The 22612-nt window shown below is 69.2% G+C and carries 22 protein-coding genes and 1 riboswitch; of the genes, 15 read left to right on the top strand and 7 right to left on the bottom strand.

Features of this window, described 5'->3' with window-relative positions; all coding sequences use genetic code 11:
- Positions 1–13: 13 nt before the first annotated feature.
- Complete coding sequence (locus tag ACXC9Q_RS33020) at positions 14–1639, top strand: right-handed parallel beta-helix repeat-containing protein (protein ID WP_457060576.1); 1626 nt, start codon at positions 14–16, stop codon at positions 1637–1639.
- A 6-nt stretch (positions 1640–1645) separates the two neighbouring features.
- On the top strand, positions 1646–2017 hold the full coding sequence (locus ACXC9Q_RS33015; protein WP_329475636.1) for a hypothetical protein: 372 nt from the start codon (positions 1646–1648) through the stop codon (positions 2015–2017).
- A gap of 33 nt (positions 2018–2050) precedes the next feature.
- Here the strand turns inward: ACXC9Q_RS33015 and ACXC9Q_RS33010 are convergent, their stop codons facing one another.
- From ACXC9Q_RS33010 to ACXC9Q_RS32995, 4 genes are all read right to left on the bottom strand, one after another.
- Positions 2051–2650 carry an RNA polymerase sigma factor gene (locus tag ACXC9Q_RS33010; protein ID WP_457060575.1) on the bottom strand — a complete coding sequence of 200 codons (600 nt, stop codon included), beginning with the start codon at positions 2648–2650 and terminating at the stop codon, positions 2051–2053.
- Positions 2651–2739: 89 nt separating this feature from the next.
- Positions 2740–4266, bottom strand: a complete 1527-nt coding sequence (locus ACXC9Q_RS33005) for a sugar transferase (protein WP_457060574.1) — start codon at positions 4264–4266, stop codon at positions 2740–2742.
- A 268-nt stretch (positions 4267–4534) separates the two neighbouring features.
- Positions 4535–4810, bottom strand: coding sequence for a PspA-associated protein PspAA (gene pspAA, locus ACXC9Q_RS33000; protein WP_457060573.1), 276 nt, complete (start codon positions 4808–4810; stop codon positions 4535–4537).
- Positions 4807–5634: a PspA/IM30 family protein gene (locus ACXC9Q_RS32995; RefSeq protein WP_457060572.1), complete on the bottom strand. Its 828-nt coding sequence runs from the start codon at positions 5632–5634 to the stop codon at positions 4807–4809. The genes pspAA and ACXC9Q_RS32995 overlap by 4 nt, the downstream gene beginning before the upstream one ends.
- A 164-nt stretch (positions 5635–5798) precedes the next feature.
- Between ACXC9Q_RS32995 and ACXC9Q_RS32990 the strand changes: the two genes are divergently transcribed.
- From ACXC9Q_RS32990 to ACXC9Q_RS32930, 13 genes are all read left to right on the top strand, one after another.
- The gene (locus tag ACXC9Q_RS32990) at positions 5799–6386 is read left to right on the top strand and encodes a DUF3043 domain-containing protein (protein ID WP_457060571.1); all 588 of its coding nucleotides are present in this window, start codon (positions 5799–5801) and stop codon (positions 6384–6386) included.
- A 22-nt stretch (positions 6387–6408) separates the two neighbouring features.
- Entirely contained in the window at positions 6409–7419 is a 1011-nt protein-coding gene (locus tag ACXC9Q_RS32985) for an aldo/keto reductase family protein (protein ID WP_457060570.1), read from the top strand.
- A complete protein-coding gene (locus ACXC9Q_RS32980) occupies positions 7416–7625 on the top strand; it encodes a hypothetical protein (RefSeq protein ID WP_328521993.1) in 210 nt (69 codons plus the stop codon). The genes ACXC9Q_RS32985 and ACXC9Q_RS32980 overlap by 4 nt, the downstream gene beginning before the upstream one ends.
- Positions 7613–7744: riboswitch (cobalamin riboswitch) on the top strand. Its footprint overlaps the gene before it by 13 nt.
- Before the next feature lie 86 nt (positions 7745–7830).
- On the top strand, positions 7831–8538 hold the full coding sequence (locus tag ACXC9Q_RS32975; protein ID WP_457060569.1) for an SCO2322 family protein: 708 nt from the start codon (positions 7831–7833) through the stop codon (positions 8536–8538).
- A complete protein-coding gene (locus tag ACXC9Q_RS32970; protein ID WP_457060568.1) occupies positions 8539–9627 on the top strand; it encodes a CbiQ family ECF transporter T component in 1089 nt (362 codons plus the stop codon).
- Positions 9624–11234, top strand: coding sequence for an ABC transporter ATP-binding protein (locus ACXC9Q_RS32965; protein ID WP_457060567.1), 1611 nt, complete (start codon positions 9624–9626; stop codon positions 11232–11234). The genes ACXC9Q_RS32970 and ACXC9Q_RS32965 overlap by 4 nt, the downstream gene beginning before the upstream one ends.
- Entirely contained in the window at positions 11231–12085 is an 855-nt protein-coding gene (locus ACXC9Q_RS32960) for an ECF transporter S component (RefSeq protein WP_457060566.1), read from the top strand. Before ACXC9Q_RS32965 ends, ACXC9Q_RS32960 begins: the two co-directional genes overlap by 4 nt.
- Positions 12078–12608, top strand: a complete 531-nt coding sequence (locus tag ACXC9Q_RS32955; protein ID WP_457060565.1) for a bifunctional adenosylcobinamide kinase/adenosylcobinamide-phosphate guanylyltransferase — start codon at positions 12078–12080, stop codon at positions 12606–12608. Before ACXC9Q_RS32960 ends, ACXC9Q_RS32955 begins: the two co-directional genes overlap by 8 nt.
- Positions 12609–12844: 236 nt before the next feature.
- Positions 12845–13630 (top strand): adenosylcobinamide-GDP ribazoletransferase, encoded by a 786-nt coding sequence (locus ACXC9Q_RS32950; RefSeq protein ID WP_457060564.1) that lies wholly within the window; start codon positions 12845–12847, stop codon positions 13628–13630.
- Positions 13631–14361: 731 nt separating this feature from the next.
- Positions 14362–15552: an ROK family transcriptional regulator gene (locus tag ACXC9Q_RS32945; RefSeq protein ID WP_457060563.1), complete on the top strand. Its 1191-nt coding sequence runs from the start codon at positions 14362–14364 to the stop codon at positions 15550–15552.
- Between the two features lie 171 nt (positions 15553–15723).
- Entirely contained in the window at positions 15724–16800 is a 1077-nt protein-coding gene (locus ACXC9Q_RS32940; protein ID WP_457060562.1) for a substrate-binding domain-containing protein, read from the top strand.
- Positions 16801–16949: 149 nt separating this feature from the next.
- Positions 16950–17765 carry an ATP-binding cassette domain-containing protein gene (locus ACXC9Q_RS32935; RefSeq protein WP_457060561.1) on the top strand — a complete coding sequence of 272 codons (816 nt, stop codon included), beginning with the start codon at positions 16950–16952 and terminating at the stop codon, positions 17763–17765.
- Positions 17762–19093: a sugar ABC transporter permease gene (locus tag ACXC9Q_RS32930; RefSeq protein ID WP_457060560.1), complete on the top strand. Its 1332-nt coding sequence runs from the start codon at positions 17762–17764 to the stop codon at positions 19091–19093. The genes ACXC9Q_RS32935 and ACXC9Q_RS32930 overlap by 4 nt, the downstream gene beginning before the upstream one ends.
- Positions 19094–19287: 194 nt before the next feature.
- Here ACXC9Q_RS32930 and ACXC9Q_RS32925 read toward each other — a convergent pair whose 3' ends face one another.
- Genes ACXC9Q_RS32925 through ACXC9Q_RS32915 form a run of 3 tightly spaced genes read right to left on the bottom strand, consistent with a single transcriptional unit; the run spans position 19288 to position 22541 of the window.
- Positions 19288–20370, bottom strand: coding sequence for an ABC transporter ATP-binding protein (locus tag ACXC9Q_RS32925; protein WP_457060559.1), 1083 nt, complete (start codon positions 20368–20370; stop codon positions 19288–19290).
- Between the two features lie 18 nt (positions 20371–20388).
- Entirely contained in the window at positions 20389–21516 is a 1128-nt protein-coding gene (locus ACXC9Q_RS32920; RefSeq protein WP_457060558.1) for an ABC transporter ATP-binding protein, read from the bottom strand.
- Positions 21517–21548: 32 nt separating this feature from the next.
- Positions 21549–22541, bottom strand: a complete 993-nt coding sequence (locus ACXC9Q_RS32915) for an ABC transporter permease (protein WP_457060557.1) — start codon at positions 22539–22541, stop codon at positions 21549–21551.
- Positions 22542–22612: the final 71 nt, after the last annotated feature.

Below are 22612 nucleotides of genomic sequence, written 5' to 3'. Positions count from 1 at the left end.
CGAAGGAAGAGCCATGGAACAGCGCGACCCGTCCCCGCCGGTCTCCGGCCGAGGAACCGCGTGGTACCGCAACCGGCGGACGGTGATCGCCGCCGGAGTGGCCGTACTCGCGGTCGTCGCCGGCGCCGGTGTCTATGTCGCGAACCGGCCGTCCTCGTCGGGGGCGGCGTCGTCCGGCCCCGCCGCGACGTCCACCGCGGCGCCCGTGGTGGCGCCGAAAACCCCGCCGGCCAGGATCTGCGGGAACGCCAAGGCACTGTCCGGACCGGCCACCGCACCCGCGGGCGCCGTCGTCGTCAGCGCCACGCAGAACCTGCACGACGTCACCGAGGCCAGCCCGGCCGGCACCACGTTCTACCTGGAGGCCGGCAAGCACACGCTGGGCTCGGGCGCGTTCTCCCAGGTCATCCCCAAGCAGGGGAACGTCTACATCGGTGCACCCGGGGCCGTGCTGGACGGCGGCCGGCAGAACCGGTACGCCTTCACCGGCTACGCCACCGACGTGGTGATCAAGAACCTCACCATCCAGAACTTCGGACCGCGCCGGACGAACAACGACGAAGGCGCCGTGAACCACGACGCCGCCGCGAAGTGGACGGTCGAGGCCAACACGATCCGGGAGAACGCCGGCGCCGGCGTGATGATCGGTGACCACAACGTTGTCCGCGGCAACTGTCTGAAGGACAACGGCCAGTACGGCTTCAGCGCGTACAACCCCGGCAAGGTCACCAGCATCGTGGTCGAGCACAACGAGATCGCCGGGAACAACACCGACGACTGGGAGACCGTGAAGTCGGGCTGCGGCTGCACCGGCGGCGGCAAGTTCTGGGAGGTCACCGGCGCGATCGTGCGGTCCAACTGGATCCACGACAACCACAGCGCGGGGCTGTGGGCGGACACCAACAACACCAGCTTCGCCATCGAGGGCAACTACATCTCCGGCAACCTGGCCGAGGGCGTCGTCTACGAGACCAGCTACAACGCCTCGATCCGCGGCAACACGTTCGTCCGCAACGGTCTCGGCAAGGGGCCGCAGAACGGCGGGTTCCCGACCCCGGCGCTGTACCTTTCCGAGTCCGGGGCCGACAAGCGGGTGGCCGGCATGTTCAACCAGACCTTCGATATCAGCGGCAACGTCTTCACCGACAACTGGGCCGGCGTGATCCTCTGGGAGAACGCGGACCGGTTCTCCGGCTCACCGGCCAACACCAGCACGGGTTCGGGCACGCTGGTGAACCCGAAGGTCGTCACCGCCAAGACCTGCAACGCGGCCAACATCCGCAACCAGCCGTACCTCGGCGACTGCCGGTGGAAGACCCAGAACGTCCGCGTGCACGACAACGTGTTCAGCCTCGACCCGGACAACATCGGCACGTCCTGTGCGTCGCGCAGCGGCTGTGGCTACAACGGGTTGTTCTCCAACTGGGGTACGTTCCCGACCTGGTCGCCGTACCAGAAGGCCACCGTGCAGGACGCCATCACTTACCACCAGGGCAACCGTTTCTTCAGCAACACCTACGCCGGGCCGTGGAACTTCATCGTGCACGGTCAGGGCACCCGGGTGAACTGGGCCTCGTGGCAGGGAGCGCCGTACGGGCAGGACGGCGACAGCGTGATCAAGGTGACCGAGGAGCGTTGAGCGGCGATGATCGGGCCTCCTGAGCGTGCCGCGGGCGAGCAGATCGCACTGCTCCGCTCGGTCGGCTATGCCGCCTTCGGGCGGCACGAGCGGGATCTCGACGTCCTCGACCTGATCTTCGACAGCATCATCGACGCCCCTGGTTCCGAAGACATCCGGCGGCTGCGGTTCGCCGGCCACGGCATCACCCTGGACGTCGACGTGCACGGACAGGCCGACCTGACCATCGAGCTGCGGGTCTCCCCGTCCGGTCCGGTCGCGGTCGAGTCCCGCGGCGGCGAGGCCGAGGGCCCGACCGCCGCGCGGCTGGTCAGCTTCCTGCTCCGCTGGCCGGGCAGCACACAACGACCGGTCCGGACCGCCTGGATCATGCTCTGATCAGGCGGTCCGGACCGGACACAGAATGCTGTTTCAGGAGGCAAGCAGCAGTCTGAGTTTCTCCAGGCAGCGGCCGCGGATCGGGCCGATGCTGCCGATCGGGATACCGATCGTGGCCGAGATCTCCGCGTACGGTGCGGGCGGGTCGGCCATCAGCATGCCGAGCAGCTGCTGCCACCGATCCGGCAGGCTTTCCAGTGCCCGCCGTACGTCGTGCGCCCGCTCGCCGGCGAGCAGCTCGGCGTCCAGCTCGGGCTGGTCGCCCGGCTGTCCCTCGAACGCGGACGACTCGTAGGTGAGCAGGACACGCTTGCGGAATGCCAGCACCCGCAGGCATTCCCGGCGGGTCGTGACGACCAGCCACGCGCCGACCCGCTCGGGGTCGACGCGGTGAATGTGCTCGAGCAACCGCAGCCAGACCATCTGCGACACGTCGGCAGCGTCGCTGTCGCTGAGCCGGAAGCTGCGGGTGACGGCCCAGACGAGCCGCGCATAGTGATCGACCAGCCGGCTCCACGCGCCCTGGTCCCCGGACGCGGCCTGGATCACCAGGGTCGCGGCTTCGGACCGGACAGATGTGTCCTCGGTCGTTGCCTGATCAGTACCGGATTCGGCACTGAGGTGTTGCGTCATGAATTCCCCCCTCGGGAATGCACCGCTGTTAGTCGTCCCCCGACGTGGTGCTTGGATGTCGCGCCGGCCGGCAGAAGGCCGGAGCGAGGTCAGTACGCGCCGTCGCTACCGAGGACGGCGCGGGCGGTCTTCCACAAGATCAGCAGGTCCAGCGCGATCGACCAGTTGTCGGCGTAGCGCAGGTCGAGCCGCATGGACTCCTCCCACGTCAGGTCGCTGCGCCCACTGACCTGCCACAGACCGGTCAGGCCCGGCTTCACGAGCATCCGGCGCGCGTCGTCGATCGCGTACAGCGCGACCTCGGCGGGCAGCGGCGGCCGTGGGCCGACCAGTGACATGTCGCCACGGAGCACGTTCACCAGTTGCGGCAGCTCGTCGATCGAGAACCGGCGCAGATACTTGCCGACCTTGGTCACGCGCGGATCGTCGCGGAGCTTGAACAGCACCCCGTTGCCCTCGTTCAGCACGGCCAGCTCGGCCTTGCGGGCCTCCGCGTCGGCCACCATCGTGCGGAACTTCAGCATCGAGAACTGCTCTCCGCCACGACCCACCCGGGTCTGCCGGAACAGCACCGGCCCACGGCTGGTCAGCTTGACCAGGACCGCGGTGACGAGCAGGATCGGCGCGATCGCCAACAGCAGCAGGCAGCCGACCACCCGGTCGAAGATGCTCTTCAGCAGGTGCGGCCCGCCGGAGACCGACGGCCGCTCCAGGTGCAGCAGCGACAGGCCGGCCACCGGGCGGATCGAGATCCGCGGACCGGCGACCTCGACGATCCCCGGCGAGACGATCAGTTCGACCCCGCGCTGTTCGAGCGCCCAGGACAGCTTGCGCAGCGTGTAGCCGGCCAGCTCCGGATCCGCGGCCACCGCGACGACATCCACGTCGTATTTGTCGACCGCGGCCAGGATGTCCATCTCGGTGCGGCCCAGGAGTTCGAGCTCCGGCTCCTCGAAGGCGTCGCCGCGCGGCAGGCAGCTCGCCACCACGACGTAGCCGTCGGCCGGCCGCTCCTCCAGGTGCCGCCGCAGCGTACTCACCTGATCGTTGCGTCCGACAACGAGCACCCGGCGCATGCACCGGCCGGCGAACCGCCGCCAGGAGATGCTGCGGTGCAGCACCCAGCGTCCGGTCATCGCCGCCAGGCACGTCATCGGCACCGCCAGGACGACGAATCCACGCGCGACCTCGCTCTTGGTCGCGTACGACGTGATCGCGACCACGGCGGTCAGCGCCACCGCGGCGCGGATGATCGAGCGGAACTCTTCCGGCCCGGTGCCGAAGTAGCGGGTCTCATAACCCCGCTGCAGCGCCACACAGGCCACCCAGACGATCGGCAGCAAGGCCCCGACCAGGAAGTAGCCGACGTTGATCTGGGCCCCGAACCGGGCCACCAGTGCCAGCGAACCCCCGATCACGCCGGCACCCAGGTCGGCGGCGAGCGCAGCCCGCCGGTACCTCCCCACCCAGCGTGCCTCGGTGAGCCGGGCCGATTGCGGCACGATCGCCGGCACCTCGTCCGGAACCACCCAGACCGGCCGACGACGCTCCCCCGACGACGCCGGCCGCAGCTCAGCCGGTTCGGCCAACCCCTCCGACATGACAAATTCAGTCACGCACAGTCACCCCCCACAGGTGAAAAGCGATGCCCGTGACCAACCCACACCCCGTCACGGACCTCGATGAACGCCGCCCCCACAACGGCGTGAAGCAGACAGTACTACGAGGATGCCCCGTACAACAGCACTAGAAGGGAGTGTTTACCCCGGCGCAACCCAACCAACAGGCAGAAACCCCCGAGACCGCTCTGCGGGGCCTCGGGGGTTTCGGATGACTACAAGAGGTGATCAGCCGCCGGGTCGGGACGGAGATCGGGGGTGCGGCTCAGCCGGCGATCAGGCCGTCGCCGCTGATCAGCTCGCGCATCTCGGCCAGCGAGCTGTCGCCCGGCGGCAGGATCGCGTCGGAGTCGTGCAGCTCGTCGTCCGGCACCCTGGCACCGGAGCGGACGAACTCCAGCAGCGCGGCGAACGCGGTCTGGAAGGCCGCCTCGTCGCCGGCGGAGACCGCCTTCTCCAGGTCGCCGTCGACCAGGTTCAGCGCGTCGAGCTTCTCGTCGGCGAGGCGGTACTGACCCTCACCCATGATGCGAACGATCATCGAACGTCTCCGTCCTGAGGTCGCACCGGCTCGGCGGCCGGCTGCTGCACTGGCTGCTGGGTCTGGGCGGACTGCGGCGCCGCGCCGCCATCGGCCTCACCGGAGAGCTCCTTCGGCGCACTGCCGCCGGACAGCTGGGCCTTCATCGCGGCCAGCTCGTTCTCCACGTCGGAGCCGGACGACATCCGGTCCAGCTCCAGGGTGATGTTGTCCTTGACCGTACCGCTCGCGTCGTCGAGCGCGCCGGAGGCGAGCAGCTCGTCGATCGCGCCGGCCCGGGCCTGCATCTGCTGGGTCTTGTCCTCGGCCCGCTGGACCGCCAGGCCGACGTCGCTCATCTCCTCGGAGATGCCGGAGAAGGCCTCGTTGATCCGGGTCTGCGCCTCGGCCGCGGTGTAGGTGGCCTTGATGGTCTCCTTGCGGGTCCGGAACGACTCGACCTTGGCCTGCAGCCGCTGGGAGGCGAGCGTCAGCTTCTCCTCCTCGCCCTGCAACTGGGCGTGCTGGGTCTGCAGATCGTCGATCTGGCCCTGCAGCCCGGACTTGCGGGTCAGGGCCTCCCGGGCCAGGTCCTCACGGCCCATCGAGAGCGCCTTCTGGGCCTGCTCCTGCAGCTTCGCCGACTGGGACTGCAGCTGGGACGCCTGCAACTCGACCCGCTTGCGGCTGGTGGCCACGTCGGCCACGCCCCGCCGTACCTTCTGCAGCAGCTCCAGCTGCTTCTGGTACGAGTAGTCAAGGGTTTCGCGAGGATCCTCGGCCTTGTCCAGGGCGGAGTTCGCCTTGGCCTTGAAGATCGTCGACATCCGCTTGAAGATGCTCATCGATATCCGTACCCCTTCTGTGCCGGCGTGACGACCCGGCGTGCCTTATCCACCCTATGTCCCCACGGGTCACCACACCATCAGGACCGGCCCCGATAAAGTAGTGCCTAGGTCCGGGGACCACCCCGAGTCGCGACCTGCCCTGCGAATGAGGTTCAGACCCCGTGTTCCGTCGTACCAAGTCTGAGACAGCTACCACCGTACCCGCCGAGCCCCAGGGCAAGCCGGGTGGGAAGGGACGCCCCACCCCGACCCGCAAGGAGGCGGAGGCGGCCCGCAAGCAGGCGCTGAAGAAGCCGCGCAACCGCAAGGAGGCGTCGGCGTACCGGCGGGAGAAGGTCCGCACCGAGCGGGCCAAGATGCAGGACGCCCTGCGCACCGGCGACGACCGGTACCTGCCGGCCGCCGACAAGGGCCCGGTCCGGCGGTTCGCCCGGGACTATGTGGACGCCCGCTACTCGGTGATGGAGTTCGCGCTGCCGGTCCTGCTGGCGGTGTCACTGATCGGCGTGGTGTTCTCGGCGCAGTTCCCGTGGCTGGCCGGCGTGGTCAACCTGCTCTTCCTGGTGATGATCGTGCTGATCGCGGCGGACTGGTTCCTACTCTCGGCCGGGCTGCGGAAGGCGGTCACGGTGAAGTTCCCGAAAGAGTCCACCAAGGGCCTGGGGTTCTACGCGGTCCGGCGGACCATGCAGATGCGCCGATGGCGGATGCCCAAGCCGATGGTCAAGCGCGGCGAGAAGCCCAGCTGACCGGGCCGGTAGGGTCAGGGGTATGGACTTCCGCTATCTCGGCAACAGTGGTTTGAAGGTCAGCGAGATCTCGTACGGGAACTGGCTCACGCACGGGTCCCAGGTGGAGAACGATCAGGCCAAGGCCTGTGTGCGGGCGGCCCTGGAGGCCGGCATCACCACGTTCGACACCGCCGACACCTACGCCAACACCAAGGCCGAGTCGGTCCTCGGCGAGGCGCTGGAGGGTGAGCGGCGCGAGTCGCTGGAGATCTTCACCAAGGTCTACTGGCCGACCGGCCCCGGCGGACCGAACGACACCGGCCTGTCCCGCAAGCACATCCACGAGTCGATCAACGCCTCGCTGAAGCGCCTCAAGACCGAGTACGTCGACCTCTACCAGGCGCACCGGTACGACACCGAGACGCCGCTGGAGGAGACGATGGAGGCGTTCGCCGACGTCGTCCGGTCCGGCAAGGCGCTCTACATCGGCGTGTCCGAGTGGACCGCGGAGCAACTCCAGGAGGGTCACCGGCTGGCCCGGGAGCTGCGCATCCCGTTCGTCTCGAACCAGCCGCAGTACAGCATGCTCTGGCGGGTGATCGAGGCCGAGGTGGTGCCGGCCTCGGAGGAGCTCGGCATCGGCCAGGTGGTGTTCTCGCCGATCGCGCAGGGTGTGCTGACCGGCAAGTACCTGCCGGGTCAGCAGCCGCCGGAAGGCTCCCGGGCCACCGACGCGGCCGGGTCGAACTTCATCAAGCGGTTCCTCACCGACGACGTGCTCACCCGGGTCCAGGACCTGAAGCCGGTCGCCGACGAGGCCGGTCTGTCGCTGTCCCAGCTGGCGATCGCCTGGGTGCTGCAGAACCAGAACGTGTCCTCGGCGATCATCGGCGCCTCCCGGCCCGAGCAGGTGACCGAGAACGTGAAGGCGTCCGGGGTGAGGCTCGAGGAGAGCCTGCTGAAGCGGATCGACGAGACGCTGGGCGGCATCGTCGAGCGCGACCCGGCCAAGACCGCGCAGAACGCGCCGCAGACCCGGCCCGGCTCGTGAGCTGGAGCTGGCGGTTCGAGACCGCTTCCGGCGCCCTGGTCGACCCCGGTGAGGTCGGTGGGGCCGAGTTCTCCGCACAGGGTGACGCGGAGAGCTGGCTGGGTGAGCTCTGGCGGGACCTGGCCGACCGCGGTGTCGGCCAGGTGTACCTGCTGGAGGACGGCCGGGAGGTCTACGGCCCGATGAGTCTGGCCGCGCCAGAGTAGGCTTCGGTCCGAACACGCCTGCGTCACAGGGAAGCCGGTCCAAGTCCGGCGCTGACCCGCAACCGTAGGCCACCTCAGGTGGCGAGCCGGAACACTGTGCCGCAGGCAGGCTCAGCTACCCGCCGTGGTCCGCGGGTGGGGCCCCTACCCTGCCGGTGCAGGCGGGACTTCCTCCACCGGGCCACGGCCCGATCGAGGACACGAGATGACTGCACACCGGACCGTACGACTGGTCCTCGCCCTGCTGGCGGGTCTCCTGCTGGCGGGGACCGTCGCCACCACCGCACAGGCCGAGGACGGCTATCGCTTCTGGGGCTACTACCAGTGGGCTTCCGGCCAATGGGCCTTCTCACAGAAGGGCTCCGACGCCGTCGTCCCGGCCGACGGGGCGGTGGAGGGCTGGCGGTTCGCCGTCGGCGGCGCGAAGCCCCGGGTGCCTCGGGCAGCGGGGGATTTCGAGGCGATCTGCGGCAAGACGCCGGCCGAGACCGGCAAGAAGCGGGTGGCCCTTGTGGTCGACCCGGGTACGCCGGAGGACGCGGCCAGCGGTGAGACTCCGGGTCCGGCCACCGGGACGTGTGTGGTGACCGACGTGAAGGCGACCGGCGCGAAGATCCTGGCCGCGGTCGCGCCGGTCCGGATCGAGAAGGGCCTGACCTGCGGGATCGCGGGCTACCCAGCCAAGGGCTGCGGCGACCAAGTGAAGAACATCCAGGTCCCGGCCACCGACACCCCGGTGACGCTGCAGATCGGTGCGGCGGTCGGTGCCGCACCTGCGGCCTCCCCCTCGCCGGTCGCATCCTCCTCGGACAGCGACGGCGCTCCGTGGGGCGGGATCATCATCGCCGCCGCGGTTGTCGTCGTACTGGCCGGTGGTGGCCTGCTCCTCAGTCGCCGCCGTACAGCCAAGTAAGTGCGTGCTGTCGATCGACTGACGTACCCCCGGGCACTCCACCCGGGGGCCTGGTGGCTGTGGGCGCTCGGCATGGCCGTGGCCGCCAGCAGGACGCGGAATCCGGTCCTGCTGGCGCTGATCCTCGCAGTGACCGGATTCGTGGTGGCCGCCCGCCGGACCGATGCTCCCTGGGCACACAGCTACGCCGCGTTCCTCAAGCTCGGTCTGGTGGTCATCGGCCTCCGGGTGGTGTTGCAGGCGCTGCTCTCCACCCGCTCGCAGGGGAACACTGTTCTGTTCACCCTGCCGCAGATCCCCTTGCCTGACTGGGCAAACGGGGTGAAGCTCGGCGGCGAGGTCACCCTGGAGGCGTTGCTCACCGCGCTGTACGACGGTGGTCAGCTCGCCGTGATGCTCTGCTGCGTCGGTGCCGCCAACGCACTGGCCAGTCCCCGGCGGCTGCTCAAGTCGTTGCCCGGGGCCCTCTACGAGATGGGTGTGGCCTGTGTGGTGGCGCTGACGTTCGCGCCGCAGCTGGTGACGGACGCCCGTCGCATCCGCGCCGCCCGCCGTCTGCGCGGCCGCACCCGCGGCTCCTTCCGGACGACGGCCATGCCCGTGCTGGAGGGTGCTCTGGACAGGTCGGTCGAACTCGCCGCCGCGATGGACTCGCGCGGCTACGGACGTACGGCGCACGTCCCGCAAGCGCAGCGTCGTCTCACCGCCCTCTGCGTCCTGCTGGGGTTGCTGGGCATCCTGCTCGGCGTCTACGCGTTGCTGACCGACTCCATGGCGTTTCCGCTCGCGGCGTCCGCACTGGCGATCGGACTGCTGCTGGCGCTCGGAGCGATGGCCGTTGGGCGTCAGCGGGTCACTCGGACTCGATACCGGCCGGATCCGTGGGCGCTGCCCGAGTGGCTGGTCGTGGCGTCCGGTGCGATCGCTGCCGGGGCTATGGTCACCGCTGCGGCACGTGGTGTCCCCGGACTGCTGCTGGCCGGCCCGTTGGTCGTTCCACCCGTTCCGCTGGTGCCCGTTGCCGGCGTACTGATCGGACTGGCTCCAGCGGTGGTCGCGCCTCCACAGGTCAGGCGGGCGGTCGCATGATCGAGTTCGACCGGGTGACAGTGACGTACGACGGGGCCGCGGAGCCGGCGCTGCGGGACGTGAGCTTCACCGTGCCCGAGGGCGAGCTGGCGCTGGTGATCGGGCGGACCGGATCCGGCAAGTCCACGTTGCTGCGAGCAATCAACGGACTGGTGCCGCACTTCACCGGCGGCACGCTGGCCGGGCGGGTGCTCGTCAACGGACGGGACACCAGCGAGTACCGGCCGCGCGACCTGGCCGACGTGGTCGGCATGGTCGGGCAGGACCCGATGGCTGGGTTCGTGACCGACACGGTCGAGGACGAGCTCGCTTACAGCATGGAGTCGCTCGGGGTCGCGCCGGACGTGATGCGCCGACGGGTTGAGGAGACTCTGGATCTGCTGGGGCTGGCCGACGTACGGGATCGGGCGTTGACGGCACTGTCGGGCGGGCAGCGGCAGCGGACCGCTATCGGCGCCGCACTGACCTCTCACCCGGCTGTGCTCGTGCTGGACGAGCCAACGTCCGCGCTGGATCCGCAGGCGGCTGAGGAAGTGCTGGCCGCACTGCAGCGCCTCGTGCACGACCTGAGCGTGACTGTGATCATGGCCGAGCATCGGCTCGAGCGCGTGATCCAGTACGCCGACCGGGTGATCGAAGTACCCGGTGGTGCAGCCGCTGTGTCCACTGGGCTACCGGCTGAGCGCATGGTGACCGCTCCGGTCGCACCGCCTGTGGTGGAGCTGGGACGCCTGGCCGGCTGGTCGCCACTCCCCCTGTCTGTCCGCGACGCCCGGCGGGCCGCTGTCGCGTTGCGAGGCCGTTTGGACTCCATCGTGCCGCAGAGGTCGGCGGCTGCCCAGGGTGCCGAGCTCGCTCGGTGCACCGACCTGGTGGTTGGCTACGGCAACGTCATGGCCTTGCGGGGCGTGTCACTGAGTATCAAGGCCGGTGAAATCGTCGCACTGATGGGCCGCAACGGCGCTGGTAAGTCCACACTGCTCAACGCCCTGGTGGGGATCCTGCCGGCGCGATCCGGTACGGCGGCAGCGGCCGGCGCGGACCCGCGTCGTACCAAGCCTTCCGAGCTGGTCAAGGCGGTCGGACTGGTCCCGCAGGAGCCTGCCGACCTGCTGTACGCCGCCACGGTCGCGGAGGAGTGTGCGGGCGCCGACTCCGACTTCGGTGTGCCGGCGGGTAGTTGCCGTGCGCTATTGAATCGGCTCGCTCCGGATATCGACCAGGCGATGCATCCGCGGGACCTGTCCGAAGGACAACGGCTATGTCTGGCGCTGGCCGTCGTACTGTGTGGTGCTCCGCCGCTCCTGCTGCTCGACGAGCCGACGCGGGGTCTGGACTACGGCGCCAAGCGTCGACTGGTGGCGATTCTGCGTGAGCTGGCTGCTGCCGGGCATGCGGTCGTGCTGTCGACGCATGACGTGGAGATGGTGGCTGAGGTCGCTACCCGGGTGCTGGTGCTCGCAGAGGGCGAATTGGTCAGTGATGGCGATACAGCCGAGGTCATGGCGGGGTCTCCGTCGTTCGCGCCACAGGTGGCGAAGATCTTTGCCCCGTTGCCGTTCCTGACCGTCGGAGAAGTCGCTACTGCATTGGAACGGGCGTCATGACGACGGCCTGGCTCAAGCTGCGCGGTCGGCGCGTCTCTTCGCTTCGCCTGGTCCGCCTCAAGCCCCGGAGCACGACCATGCTCGTGGTTGCGTCCCTGGTCGGGCTGCTGGCGTTCGCCTGGCCGCTGTTCCTCCACACCGACCAGGGGGGTGCGTCCGCGATCGGACACACCACGGACGCGCCCTGGCTCTTCGTCCTGCTGCTGCCGCTGCTGGTGGCCGTCGTACTCGCGGAGTTGTCCGAGGCGGGGATCGACGCGAAGGTGATCTCGCTGCTCGGCATGCTGGCGGCCGTCGGTACGGCGTTACGGGCACTCGGTCCAGGGACAGCCGGGCTGGAGCCTGGGTTCTTCCTGCTCGTGCTGGCGGGGCGGGCGTTCGGGGCCGGGTTCGGGTTCGTGCTGGGGGCTGTGTCACTGCTCGGCGGCGCGCTCATCACTGGTGGGGTCGGGCCGTGGATGCCGTTCCAGATGTTCGCCTGTGCGTGGGTGGGGTGCCTGGCGGGGCTGCTGCCTCGAGTGGGCGGGCGGTTGGAGTTGTTGCTGCTGGCGGCGTACTCGCTGGTGTCCGGGGTGATGTACGGCGTGGTGATGAACCTGTGGTTCTGGCCGTACGCGACCTTCGGCAGCGACTTCTCGTTCGTGCCGGGTGACGCGCTGGCCGAGAATCTGCATCGGTATCTGTTGTTCGTGGTCGCGACGTCGCTGGCGTGGGACATTCCGCGCGGGGTGCTGTCCGCCGTCCTGGTGTTGCTGCTCGGCCGGCCGGTTCTCACCGCCTTCCGCCGGACCGCGCGCAAGGCGGCCTTCGACACGCCTGTCGTCTTCGAGCCCGGGAGAACAGATGCCTGACCAACGCACGCTGATCCTCGGCGGCGCCCGCTCCGGCAAGTCGATCGCCGCCGAGCGCCGGCTCGCCTCGGAGCCGAAGGTCTTGTACGTCGCAACTGGCGGCGACGACTCCGGTGACGCGGAATGGGCCGAGCGGGTCGCCAAACACCAGGCCCGCCGGCCGGCCACCTGGGGGTTGGCGGAGACGATCGATCTGGTCCCGTTGCTCGACGCCTCCGGACCACCGCTGCTGATCGACTGCCTGACGCTGTGGCTGTCGCGCACGATGGACGCGCTGGACCTCTGGTCCGACCTGAGCCGCGCCGGGCTGGTCGAGGAACGCATCGCCGACCTGGCGGACGCCTGGACCCGGACCCCGCGGCTGGTCGTTGCTGTCAGCAACGACATCGGCTCCGGCGTGGTTCCCGCCGACCCCGGCACCCGCCTCTTCCGCGACCTGATGGGCCGCCTGAACACCGCGATCTCCCTAGCGTCCGACCAAGTCCTCTGGACGATCGCCGGCCGAACCCTCCCCCTGACATGACCCCGCCCGACCAGCCGCCGCCCGATCTGCCGCCTTCTCACCTGCCGCCTTCTGACCTGCCGCGTCAGGCACCGCCGCCGGGGGCGGCGTCGCCCGACCCCTCACAGCCTGGGCCACCGACTGGGCCGCCGGATCTGCCGCCGCCCGGCCTGCGGCCGAGTGGGCCGGCGGAGGGCGGCGCTGACGGTGCCGGCCGGCGTGGTGGGTGGGGTGACGGGGTGCGGTTGGCGGTGGGCATGTTGAGCTTGCTCCCGGCTGGGATGCCGTCGCGTGTCGACCGGGTGGGCGGTGGGCGGGCGATGGTGCTCGCGCCGGCGGTCGGCGTACTGCTCGGTGGGATCGCGGCCGGCGTGGTGGCGGTGGCTCAGTTGGTGCAGCCGGACGCGGAGTTGCTGGCCGCCGTGCTCGGCGTACTGGTGGTCGCGGGGCTGTCCGGGGCGTTGCATCTGGACGGATTGGCGGACTTCGCGGATGCGCTCGGCAGCCGGCGGGATCGCGAGACCATGCTCCGGATCATGAAGCAGAGCGACATCGGACCCTTCGGTGTGGTGGCCATCGTCGGGGTGCTTCTGCTCGACGTCGCGGCGCTCACCGCCTGCGTCCAGGCCGGCTTCGGCTGGCAGTCGACCCTGATCGCTACCGTCGCCAGTCGCCTCACCCTCCCCTGGTCCTGCCGTACAACGATCCCCGCGGCCCGTCCGAATGGCCTCGGTGCCATGGTCGCCGCCACGGTCCGTCCCTTCACGGCTGCTGTCACGACAGTCGTCGTACTGGCCGCCGCTCTCGTACTGGCGTGGCTCACCGCCCCGCTCACCCCGCCCACAAGCGCTCCAGTCGTCGACCACCACGACGTGCGCCTGCTCGTCGGCACCGCGGCCGCCATCCTGCTCGCTGTGGCGACCAGCTTCGTCACCACCCGCCGCGCCCGGACCGCCCTCGGCGGCACCACCGGCGACGTCCTCGGCGCCACCCTCGAACTGGCCCTCCCAATCACCCTCCTCACCCTCGCCTTGACCATCTGACCCGTCCCGCATTTTGGGGCTCTTCTGCTCACTGTGTGGGCAGTCCGCGCGGCTTCGGGTCGCGCGCCGGTGCGGCCTCTGTGGCCGCACCCCGGCCGACATCGTGCGGTCGTCGAGTCGTGGATTCGGGGGGAGGATTGGTGGTTTCTGGGACCGCGATCCACGACTCGGCGCCACGCCTCTCGTCTCCGGGGCACGACCGGGCCGGTTAGCGGCCTGGTGGTCCCGGAGGTGGTACGGCGGAGGTAGTGCGGCGGGGTGTTCGGGTGGCGTCGGCGGGCGGGCGTGGGGGTTAAGTCAGGTACTGGTGGGGCGGGACATGCAATTGCCTGTCGCAGCCGGCGACAACCGGTCCCAGGTCCCCGGACGTGGTCCGATGCGGCGAACCTAAGGCACCCGTTCTCGCCCGGTTCGCCCAGAGGCCCCCGGCCTATGTCCCGCGCCGGGCCCGCCGGCGCTCCCGGACCGATCGTCGAGCAGAAGAGCTCCATCTGGCTGGCTGACCCACCAGGCGGCGGGTTTGCCACCAGGTTCAGCCTGGCAAACCCACCCTCTGGTGGGTCAGCCAGGCAGAGGCGGATGGGGCGGGTCGGAGGGGTGCGGGGTGACGGGTGCATTACTGTCACCGATGAAGGATGAAGTGGGGTAGTGACGGCGAGGCGAATGATGATGTTGGTGGTTCACGACCGGTGTGCGGCGGCTTACGCCCCGCGATCCGTTATCTTTATGTAATGAACGCAACCCGCCCGGCGCCGGGATCACAGGCTTCGCTGCGCGAAGCCAACCGTGCGCGCGTTCTCGGAGTCGTCCGCCAGCACGGCCCGCTGACCCAGGTCGAGATCGCGGCCGCGTCCGGCCTGTCCGCCGCCACCGTGTCGAACATGGTCCGCGAACTCGACCAGGCCGGCATGGTCGGCCTGTCCCGCAGCATCCGCAACGGCCGCCGCGCCGTCCTCGTCTCGCTGGCCTCCGGCGGCGGCCTGCTGGCCGGCGTCGCGTTCGGCGAGCGCGACGTCCGGGTCGCGATCGCGAACGAGTCCGGCGAGATCCTCGCCCAGCAACTGATGCCGTTGCAGGCCGACCACGTCGCCGACGACGGGATGGAACGCGCCGCCCGGCTGCTCGCCGACCTCGCCGAGACCGTCAGCTCCGGCGTCGAGGACATCGCCGGGATCGGCTTCGGCCTGCCTGCACCGGTCGACTCGGTCAGCGGTGAGGCCGGTTCCGACGCGGTCCTGCCCGGCTGGCGCGGCGTCAATGTCGCCGAGGCGATGGCCGGCTATCTCCGCGCGCCGGTCGCGCTCGACAACACCGCCAACCTGGCCGCGCTCGGCGAACTGCGCAACGGCGCGCTCCGCGGCGTCCAGCACGGCTGCTACCTGAAGTTCTCGTACGGCGTCGGCGCGGGCATCGTGCTGGGTGGCGAGGTGTTCCGCGGCTCGGCCGGCACGGCGGGCGAGATCGGGCACGTCACGATCGACGAGAACGGGCCGATCTGCCGGTGCGGCAACCGCGGCTGCCTGGACACGTTCGTCGGCTCCCGGGCGCTGATCAACAGCCTCGCGGCGTCCCACGGCCCGCTCCGGCTCAAGGACATCGTCACTCGCGCTCTGGCCAGTGACCTCGGCTGCCGCCGCGTGATCGAGGATGCCGGTCGCCGGGTCGGCGTCGCGGTGGCCGGCCTGGTGAACCTGCTCAACCCCGAGGTCATCGTTGTCGGCGGCCTGATGGCCGAAGCCGGCGACCTGATCCTGGACCCGCTCCGCGAGGCCCTCGACCGCTGCGCCATCCCCAGTGCCGCCGCCACCGTCGAGCTCCGCCGGGCCGAGCTCGGCGATGACGCCGACATCGTCGGCGCCATCCACCTGGCCTCGGTCCTGAGCCACACCCAGGCCACGAAATCGCTCAGCACCACCTCCTGAGCAACCTCACAGCACGACTTCGGAGGACGCCGTACGCCGAAGTCGCTGCGTCATCGTCGGTCATGTAACGCCAATATGTCTATTTCTTGAATTCAAGTCTTGACGACAAGGCTCGCGGACGCTTGACTTCGGGGCAGGCCTACTCGGGCCTTCACGTCAAGGAGCCGCCATATGTCCGTGTCAGCATCCCGTCTCGTCGGCCTCGGCATCGCCGTCTCGGCCCTGGCCGTCTCATTGGTGGCCTGCGGCTCGGACGACGGCGATTCCGGCAGTTCGGGCGGCGCGAAGAAGATCGCCCTGCTGCTGCCCGAGTCGAAGACGACCCGCTACGAAGCGCTCGACCGGCCGCTGTTCACCGAGGCGCTCAAGGCTGCCTGCGCGGACTGCGAGCTGATCTACAGCAACGCCGACCAGGACGCGGCGAAGCAGCAACAGCAGGCCGAGGCGGCGCTGACCCAGGGCGCGAACGTGCTCGTCCTCGACCCGGTCGACGGCAAGGCCGCCGCCGCGGTCGTCGCCTCCGCCAAGAGCCAGAACGTCCCGGTGATCGCGTACGACCGGTTCATCGACGGCGCCAACTACTACGTCTCGTTCGAGAACGAGGCGGTCGGCAAGCTGCAGGCGCAGACCCTGGTCGACACGCTGAAGGCGGCCGGCAAGACGTCCGGCAACCTCGCCATGATCAACGGCGCGCCGACCGACCCGAACGCGGCCGACTTCAAGAAGGGCGCGCACAGCGTGCTCGACTCCAGTGGCTTCAAGGTCGCGGCCGAGTTCGACACCCCGGACTGGAGCCCGGACAAGGCCCAGGCCTGGATGGAGGGCCAGCTCAGCGCGATCAAGAACGGCCTGGTCGGGGTGTACGCCGCCAACGACGGGACCGCGGGTGGCGCGATCGCAGCGCTGAAGGGCGGTGGCGTGACGCCGCTGCCGCCGGTCACCGGGCAGGACTCGGAGCTGGCCGCGATCCAGCGGATCGTCGCCGGCGACCAGGCGATGACGATCTACAAGGCCGTCAAGCCGCAGGCCGAGGCCGCCGCGAAGGGCGCGGTCGCGCTGGCGAACGGCGCCAAGCCCGAGTCCACCACCGAGAAGAGCGGCATCCCGTCGACGATCCTCGACCCGGTCGCCGTGACCAAGGCCAACATCAAGGACACCGTGGTGAAGGACGGCATCTACAAGGTCAGCGACATCTGCACCGCGTCGTTCGCCGCCGCCTGCGCCGCTGCCGGCCTGAGCAGCAACTGACCGCCCCTTCGGTGTTGCCCTGCAGTGAGGTGCGGGGCAACACCGGGCCGGTCCACGAAGCCCTGGCCGGATTTGTTGCCGCGTCGCCCTGTCCCGCGGGGCGGATCGCCGCGATCATGGCCTGAAGCGAAGCCCAGGAGGCTGATCGAGTGACTGTTACCCCGACATCCCTCGACGTCGGCACCGGCACGGTGCTGACGCTGCGAGGGATTTCCAAGCGTTTCGGCGCGGTACAGGCCCTGAAGAACATCGAGCTGGACGTCCGGGCCGGTGAGGTCCTCGCACTGGTCGGCGACAACGGCGCCGGGAAGTCGACGCTGGTGAAGACGATCGCCGGTGTCTACACCGCCGACGACGGGACCATGGTGTTCGACGGCCAGGAGGTGCGGGTCAGCAGTCCGGCCGAGGCACAGCAGCTCGGCATCGCGACGGTGTTCCAGGACCTGGCGCTCTGCGACAACCTGGACGTCGTCGCCAACCTCTACCTCGGCCGCGAGCTCCGCAAGGGCAGCCTGCTCGACGAGGTCGAGATGGAGCGCTCGTCCTGGGAGCTGCTCCGCCAGCTGTCCGCGAAGATCCCGTCGGTCCGGATCCCGGTCGCCAGCCTGTCCGGCGGCCAGCGGCAGACCGTCGCGATCGCGCGCAGCCTGCTCGGCCAGCCCAAGGTCGTGATGCTGGACGAACCGACCGCGGCCCTCGGCGTGGCTCAGACCGCCGAGGTGCTCAACCTGGTCGAACGGCTGCGCGAACGCGGCCTGGCCGTGATCCTGATCAGCCACAACATGGCCGACGTGATGGCGGTCGCCGACCGGGTCGCCGTCCTCCGCCTCGGCCGCAACAACGGCGTCTTCATGGTCAGCGACACCAAGACGCAGGACATCATCGCGGCCATCACCGGCGCGACCGACAACGCGGTCTCCGAGCGCGCCGCGCGCCGGAGCCGGGAGGAGGGCTCCGCATCATGAGCCTGCGAGGACCCGCCCGCCCCCAGGACGACACTCCATCGACAACGAGGTCCGGTACGTCGGCGGCCCCCGATCCGGCCGTGGACGCCAATGGCGCCGACCAACTGCCGGCCGATCTCCAGGACGAGCGGCTGATCGCCAGCCATGGCATCAGCGGCGCCGTCTCGGCCTTCACCGCACGGCTGCGCTCGGGTGACCTTGGGTCGGTACCGGTGGCGGCCGGCCTGATCATCATCTGGGCGGTCTTCCAGATCGCCAACAGCTCGTTCCTGTCCAGCCGCAACCTGGTCAACCTCACCCTGCAGACCAGCTGGGTCGGAGTGATTGCCCTCGGCATCGTTCTGGTCCTGCTGCTCGGCGAGATCGACCTGTCCGTCGGCTCGGTCAGCGGTCTGTCCGCCAGCGTGCTCGCAGTCACTTTCGTCAACGAGAGCTGGCCACTGGTGCTGTCGCTGGTGGTCAGCGTCGCCCTCGGGCTGGTGATCGGGTTGTTCTACGGCGCGCTCTACACGCGCTTCGGCGTACCGAGTTTCGTCATCACTCTGGCCGGTCTGCTCGGTTTCCTCGGTCTCCAACTCTTGGTGCTCGGTAAGGAAGGCACGCTGAACCTGCCGTTCGATTCCGCGCTGGTCCGGTTCGCCACCCGCAGCTTCCTCTCCCCCGCGCTGTCCTACGGACTGATCGTGGTGGTTGTCGGGCTGTACGTGCTGACCCGGCTGCGCGGCCGAGGCGCCCGCATCGCCGCCGGGTTGTCGGCGGCACCGCCCTCGATGATCGCGATCAAGGCGGGCGCGCTCGCCGTCGGGCTCCTCGTGCCGGTCCTGATCCTGAACGGCAACCGTGGGGTGTCGTCGATGTTCCTGCTGTTCCTGGGAATGGTCGTCGCCACGGATCTCGCGGTCCGGCGGACCCGTTGGGGCCGCTCGGTCGTCGCGGTCGGCGGCAACGTGGAGGCCGCCCGTCGGGCCGGTATCAACGTGCGGATGATCTACCTGTCCGTGTTCGCGGCCTGTTCGACGTTCGCCGCGGTCGGCGGCATTCTCGCGGCCGCCAGGCTGGGAGCCGTGAGCCAGAGCAGCGGTGGCACCGACACCAACCTGAACGCGATCGCCGCCGCCGTGATCGGCGGCACCAGCCTGTTCGGTGGCCGTGGTTCGGCGTACTCCGCCCTCCTCGGTGCCTTCGTGATCATGTCGATCTCCAACGGCCTCGCGCTGTTGAGCCTCGACTCGAGCATTCGCTACATGGTCACCGCCGGCGTCCTGCTGATCGCCGTCACGATCGACTCCCTCAGCCGCCGCAGCCGCCAGGCCCACGGCCGCGCGTAACAGCCGGTGGGCTCCCTCTCTGACCCTGACCAAGCGGGAGCCCACCGTTCCACCACCTAGCCCCGATGCGCGGCGCGAGTGGTGCTCCGCCGTACGATCGCCCGCTTCGGCATCTCGAGCGGGACGAACTGCGGCACGGCGAGGAGCGCGCATGAGAAAGGCCCCCGCCAGGGGGCGGGGGCCGATCGTGTCTCTCAGGCGGTGGCGGCGGTCAGGTCGACCTTCGGCTCCGCGAAGTGGCAGGCGGCCGTGTGGCCGGCGCCGGACTGCGGCTTGATCTCCAGCAACGGCTCCTGAGTGGCGCAGATGTCCTCCGCCTTCCAGCAGCGGGTCCGGAACCGGCAGCCGCTCGGCGGGTCGATCGGCGAGGGTACGTCGCCGACCAGCCGGATCCGCTCCTTCGGCGGGACACCACGAATGGTGCCCAGGTCCGGAGCGGCTGACAGCAGCGCCTGCGTGTACGGGTGCTGCGGTGCGTTGTAGATCTGGTCCCGCTGACCCTGCTCGACGATCTTGCCCAGGTACATCACCGCGACCCGGTCACAGAAGTGCCGGACCACGCCGAGGTCGTGGGCGATGAAGACGAACGCGATGCCGAGGTCGTGGCGCAGGTCCTCCAGCAGGTTCATCACCTGGGCCTGGATGGACACGTCGAGTGCGGACACCGGCTCGTCGGCGATGATCACCTCGGGCTCCACCGCGAGCGCCCGGGCGATGCCGATGCGCTGGCGCTGACCGCCGGAGAACTCGTTCGGGTAGCGGTTGTGGTGCTCGGGGTTCAGGCCGACCCGCTCCAGCAACTCCTGGACCCGCTCGACCTCCTTGCCCCGCTTCACCAGGTTGTGCACGCGCAGCGGCGTACTGATGATGTTGCTGACCGTCTGCCGCGGGTTCAGCGAGCTGTAGGGGTCCTGGAAGACGATCTGCAGCTGCCGGCGGAACGGGCGAAGGTCCTTCTCCTTCAGCCGCGCGATGTCGGTGCCCTTGAACAGGATCTGCCCCGACGTCGGGGTCAGCAGCCGGGTGATCATCCGGCCGGTGGTCGACTTGCCACAGCCGGACTCGCCGACCAGACCCAGGCTGCCGCCCGCCTCCAGCTTGAAGCTCACGCCGTCGACGGCCTGGACGACCTTCTTCGTCCGGGACAGACCGGCCGCTTCCTTGATCGGGAAGTGCATCTTCAGGTCCCGGATCTCCAGCAGCGGGGTCCCCGCACCGCCGGACGCCGCAACAACACTGTCGACCTTGCGCCCTTGGACGCCCTCTGTGTCGCTCATATCTCTCCTCAGACCCTGTCAGCTCAGTCTCGGCAAGACCTCGGCCGTATAGATCGTGGCCTTGTCGTGCAGGTGACAACGGGACGTGTGGGCACCGGCGCCGTCGACCGGCATCAGCTCCGGCAGTTCGGTCGTGCACAGCTCGCCCTTCACCCGGTCCACGTACGGACAGCGCGGGTTGAAGGAGCAGCCGCTCGGCAGGGCCAGCAGGCTCGGCGGCAGACCCTTGATCGGGCGCAGCCGCTCGCTCGCCGCCGACACCGTCGGGATCGACTCGAGCAGACCCCATGTGTACGGCATCCGCGGGTTCGCCAGCACGTCCTCGGCGGTGCCGTACTCGACGCAGCGGCCGCCGTACATGACCAGGACGTCGTCGGCCATCTCGGCCACCACGCCCAGGTCGTGCGTGATCATCACGATCGCGGAGCCGAACTCCTTCTGCAGGTTGTTCAGCAGGTCGAGGATCTGCGCCTGCACGGTCACGTCCAGCGCGGTGGTCGGCTCGTCGGCGATCACCAGCTTCGGGTCGTTGACCAGGCTCATCGCGATCATCGCACGTTGCCGCATACCGCCGGAGAACTCGTGCGGGTACTGCCCGAACCGGCGGGCCGGGTTCGGGATGCCGACCAGGTCGAGCATCTCCAGGGCCCGCTTCTTGGCCGCGTCCTTGGACACCTTGTGGTGCACCCGGTACGCCTCGACGATCTGGTTGCCGACCGTGTACAGCGGGTGCAGCGAGGACTGCGGGTCCTGGAACACCATCGCCACCGCGTCACCGCGGACCTTCATCAGCTCGCTCTCCGGCAACCCGATGATCTCGTTACCATCGATCCGGATCGAACCGGTGATCTGGGTGCGCTTGCGGTCGTGCAGGCCCATCACGGCCATGCTGGACACCGACTTGCCGGACCCGGACTCGCCGACGATCGCCAGCGTCCGGCCCAACGGAACGGCATAGCTCAACTCGTTCACCGCGCTGACCACGCCGTCCGCGGTCGGGAACTTGACCGTCAGGTCCTCGACCACCAGGTACGGCGTCTCGCCGCTCGGGTTGATCACACCTTGCCGCTTCTCGCGGGTCGCGATCGAAGGACCCCGCTTCACGGCGGCCGCCGTCTCCGGCTGGCCGGCTGCACTCTCGACCATGGTGTCCTTCCGGTCTTCAGGGGCGGGTGTGCTCACGTAAGCCTCACCCGCGGGTCGATCACGCTGTACACGATATCGACGACCAGGTTGGCCGCGACCAGGAACACGGAGGCCACCAGAACGGTCCCCATGATCACCGGCAGGTCGTAGTTGTTCAGGCTTTCCAACACCAGGTTACCGAGGCCGGGCAGGTCGAAGATGCGCTCGGTGAAAATCGCGCCGGCGAGCATGCCGGCGACATCCAGGCCGAAGATCGTGATGACCGGGATGAGCCCGGCGCGGAGAGCGTGCTTGTAGGTGACCTTCCGGTCCGACAGGCCCTTGGCCCGCGCGGTCCGGATGAAGTCCTCGTTGAGCGTCTCGACCATCGACCCTCGCGAGTACCGCACGTACTGCGTCGTGTTGACCAGGCCGAGCACCAGCCATGGCGTCAGCAACCCGACGAACCACTGGGCGGGATTCTCGAAGAATGGCGTCCAGCTACCGCGCGGTAGCACCGCGTAGAAGATGGTGAGGTACAGGGCGACCATCAGCGCGACGATGTAGTACGGGATCGAGCTGATCACCAGCGACGTGGTCACCAACCCCCGGTCGCCGGTCGTCCCTCTTCGTTTGGCCGCCATCGAACCTATCGCGACGCCGACCGGCAGCATGATGAGCGCAGCACCGGCGACCAGCGAGACCGTCACCGGTACGCGCTGAGCCAGCATCTGCAGGACGGGACGGTCGTTCTTGAAGGAGAACCCGAGACACGGTGCGGGGCAATCGCGCTCGACACCGGCGGTCACGTAGGTCCGGCCGACCACGATGCCCTTCATGTAGTCGGCGAACTGGGTCACCTTCGGCTTGTCCAGGTTCAGGTTCTTCTTGATCTCCAGGTACCGCTCCTGGGGACAGTTGCGCTGACCGCAGATCGCGCCCGCGGGGTCGGTGGGCGCGACGAAGAACAGCGCGAACGTCGCGACGAGGGTGACGAGCACGACGGAGAGGGCGCTCACGATGCGACGCGCCAGGAAGTGCAACACGGGATTCTCCTCACCGATCGCTGGCGGTGGCCGGACCGTTACCGGTCCGGCCACCTACCCTGCGATCAGAA

It is taken from the genome of Kribbella sp. CWNU-51 (genome assembly GCF_054073265.1).
The sequence above is the reverse complement of the archived record's forward strand: the minus strand, read 5'-3'. Positions and strand labels throughout refer to the sequence as shown.